The organism is Longimonas sp., from assembly GCF_046498435.1.
Classification (GTDB): Bacteria; Bacteroidota; Rhodothermia; order Rhodothermales; family Salinibacteraceae; genus Longimonas.
The window spans coordinates 1-3,123 of the sequence record NZ_JAWOAR010000223.1 but is presented as its reverse complement, the minus strand read 5'-3'; the positions used below and the strand labels follow the sequence as shown (position 1 = coordinate 3,123).

Sequence of the window (3,123 nt, the reverse complement as noted above, 5' to 3'; positions counted from 1 at the left end):
CCGGGACAATAAATTTTAACGGAGGTAGTTATTATGTAAGCAACGAACAACCCGAACCTGACAATAAAGCCGTAATTTATGCCGGAGAAAACGATGTAGAGCATCCCGAACAAATCAATGGAACTAATACCTATGATGCATCCATAGCCGGCTCCATTCGAGCACAGATTCGTCTTGACGCGTCTCGTCAGTGGAAACCGTTCCACACGCTTCAGCGGTAACCGGCCACTGCTCTTCAAAGGTGAACTCGCCAGCGTCGAAGGCGCGCCCCACCATACGCACGTCGTCGTTGCGAATTCCAACGGCATGGCGATCCTTGATGCCTAAAAACCAGCTTGCAATTGCAATGCGCACCGCTTTGAGCAGCGCACTCTTCCCGACCCCGTTTTCGCCAATCAGCACATTAAAATGCGGATTGAATGGAAACACATGATCGGGAAAGCAACGAAAGTTCTGAACGCAGAGTCGGTCAATGCGCATGGTATCCGGCCGATTCGGAGTAAGTCATCGTTAAGACGTGCCGGTGGATCCAAATCCACCTGTGCCGCGGGTGGTGGGTTCCAGCGTGTCGACCTCGTTCCAATCGACGGGTTCGTAGCGCGCCACCACGAGTTGGGCGATGCGCATGCCACGCTCGATGGTCACCGGCTCTTGCCCCAAGTTGATGAGCGCGACCTTCACCTCGCCCCGGTAGTCGGCGTCGATGGTCCCGGGCGCATTCAGGACGGTAACGCCCGTACGCACGGCAAGTCCGCTGCGGGGACGCACCTGCCCTTCGCATCCTGCAGGAAGCGCAATTTTGAGTCCGGTTGGCACAAGCGTGCGTGCTCCGGGCTCCAGCGTGTGCGGAGCGTCTTCGGGGAGGGCGGCGCGCAAGTCTACGCCTGCACTGTGCGGCGTAGCGTGCTCGGGCAGCGATAGGTCAGCAGCGTGCGAAAGACGCGTTAGGGGGATGCGGGTAGGCATATCAGGCATAGCATTTGAGTAAGAGCAGACGTTGAGCCATACCCCGCGCCTTAGATGGGGATTGGCTGATCCATCGATCTTGACACAATTTCAAGAGGAAGTGCTCAAGGAGAAACGCCCATTGGATACTGGAACGATGAGCGGCCCATACCAAAAAACCGCCGGAGCATCGCCTGTGCGGCGGCCCTCCGGCGGTCGATGTTTGTACAGCGGACCGTGCGGCGCCGCTGCGTATCCATTTAAACCAGGCGTTAGAACGTTTCGAGGTAGCGCTCCAGCTCCCATCCAGATACGGAGGCGAGGTACTCGGTGTATTCGACCGTCTTCGCCTCAATAAACTTCTCGCTGACGTGCGGTCCGAGCGCGTCGAGGATGACGTCGTCTTCTTTGAGTGCGTTCACCGCCTGCCCGAGCGTGCTGGGCAGCGTTTCGATGCCGCGGTCGATGCGGTCGGCTTCGGTGAAGTCGTAGATGTTTTCGCGGACCGGTCCGGGCGCTTCCATGCCCTTCTCGATGCCGTCGAGTCCGGCGTGCAGCATCACGGCAAGAGCCAGGTACGGGTTGCACGAGGGATCGGGCGAGCGCAGTTCGATGCGCGAGGCGGCGGGCACGCGGGCGGCGGGCTTGCGCACCAGCGCCGAGCGGTTCACATCGCTCCATGCAATGTAGATGGGCGCTTCGTAGCCGGGCACAAGGCGCTTGTACGAGTTGACCGTGGGGTTGCAGATGGCTGTAAGAGCGGGCGCGTGCTCCAGAATCCCACCCAAGAACGCATAGGCCTCTTCGCTCAGGTTGAACTCGTCGTCATCGTCGTGGAAGAGATTGCTGCCGTCCTGGAAGAGCGACAGGTGCGTGTGCATGCCCGACCCGTTGATGCCGGAAATGGGCTTCGGCATAAAGGTGGCGTGCACGCCGTGGAGTCCGGCCACCGCACGCACCACGGCACGGAACGTGGCGATGTTATCGGCGGTGGTGAGGGCGTCGTCGTACTTGAAGTCGATTTCGTGCTGCCCGCGGGCCACCTCGTGGTGACTGGCCTCGACCTCGAAGCCCATGGCTTGCAGCATGTAGATGATCTCGGCGCGAATCTCCTGCGCCATGTCTTTCGGGCCCAGGTCGAAGTAGCCGCCCGAATCGTGCGTTTTGGTGGTGGCGCGGCCTTCCTCATCCTGCTCGAAGATGAAAAACTCGGGCTCGGGACCAGCATTGAGCTCGTAGCCCAGGTCCTCGGCGCGCTCAATGGCACGACGCAGCACAAAGCGCGGATCGCCTTCGAAGGGCTCGCCCGTGCTGGTGTTCATCACGTCGCAGATGAGCCGGGCCGACACGGTGCCGTCGGAGCGGCGGCTGCGCCAGGGCAGCACGGCAAAGGTATCTGGGTCGGGCTCCAGGCGCATGTCGGATTCCTGAATCCGCACAAAGCCCTCAATGGAGGAGCCGTCGAAGTAGATGCCCTCGCTGAACGCTTTCTCGGCCTGGCCTGCCGGAATCGAGACGTTCTTGACGGTCCCGAGAATGTCGGTGAACTGCAGGCGCAGGAAGTCTACGCCCTCTTCGTCGATGCGATCTAAGATGTCGGCTTTGGTCATCATACGTATCGTGTCGTTGTAAGGAATGCGAAAACAGGGGGATGCGCGCAGGTTACGCGTCATCGGGGGCAAACGCGTCCATGGGTTCGGTGGGCACGGCACGGGTTTCCTTGAAGGAGCTCAGCACAATGCTCGTAGAGGTACCCGACACGCCGGGCAGCGCCTGTATTTGGGAGAGAAAGCGCTCCAGCGTGGTGGTGTTTTTCGTGCGGATCTTGAGCACATGCGACCCTTCGCCGGTGATGGAGTGCAGCTCCAGCACTTCGGGCATGTCCGTGACCTCGTTCACAAACTGGTCGTAGTGCTCGGAGCCGTCTACGCGTACGCGGATGAAAGCCGTGATGTCGAGGCGCAGGCGCTTGGCGTCGATCACAGCGTGGTAGCCCTTGATGATGCCGTGGGCCTCCAGCTTGCGCATCCGCTCGCTCACCGCCGACACCGACAGCCCCACCTCTTCAGAGATGGCGTTGCGCTGCATGCGTCCGTCGCGCTGCAAGAGCGACAGAATCTGCGCGTCGATCGCGTCAAGGCTGTATCCCATGAACCGTTTGCCTTATTATTTTTGGTT

At 60.1% G+C, this 3,123-nt stretch carries 4 protein-coding genes; all 4 read right to left on the bottom strand.

The window, feature by feature from the left end; all coding sequences use genetic code 11:
- Positions 1 to 123: 123 nt before the first annotated feature.
- Complete coding sequence (locus tag R6U20_RS08545) at positions 124 to 480, bottom strand: AAA family ATPase (RefSeq protein ID WP_410337437.1); 357 nt, start codon at positions 478 to 480, stop codon at positions 124 to 126.
- Positions 481 to 510: 30 nt separating this feature from the next.
- Positions 511 to 966 carry a dUTP diphosphatase gene (dut, locus tag R6U20_RS08540; RefSeq protein ID WP_410337438.1) on the bottom strand — a complete coding sequence of 152 codons (456 nt, stop codon included), beginning with the start codon at positions 964 to 966 and terminating at the stop codon, positions 511 to 513.
- Between the two features lie 251 nt (positions 967 to 1,217).
- Positions 1,218 to 2,558, bottom strand: coding sequence for a type I glutamate--ammonia ligase (glnA, locus tag R6U20_RS08535; protein ID WP_410337436.1), 1,341 nt, complete (start codon positions 2,556 to 2,558; stop codon positions 1,218 to 1,220).
- Positions 2,559 to 2,607: 49 nt separating this feature from the next.
- Positions 2,608 to 3,096, bottom strand: coding sequence for an Lrp/AsnC family transcriptional regulator (locus R6U20_RS08530; protein WP_410337435.1), 489 nt, complete (start codon positions 3,094 to 3,096; stop codon positions 2,608 to 2,610).
- Positions 3,097 to 3,123: the final 27 nt, after the last annotated feature.

What these genes read in the sequence shown, in the direction of transcription:
- R6U20_RS08545 (WP_410337437.1), bottom strand. Translation starts at nt 480, where the DNA reads ATGCGCATTGACCGACTCTGCGTTCAGAACTTTCGTTGCTTTCCCGAT.
- dut (WP_410337438.1), bottom strand. Translation starts at nt 966, where the DNA reads ATGCCTACCCGCATCCCCCTAACGCGTCTTTCGCACGCTGCTGACCTA.
- glnA (WP_410337436.1), bottom strand. Translation starts at nt 2,558, where the DNA reads ATGATGACCAAAGCCGACATCTTAGATCGCATCGACGAAGAGGGCGTA.
- R6U20_RS08530 (WP_410337435.1), bottom strand. Translation starts at nt 3,096, where the DNA reads ATGGGATACAGCCTTGACGCGATCGACGCGCAGATTCTGTCGCTCTTG.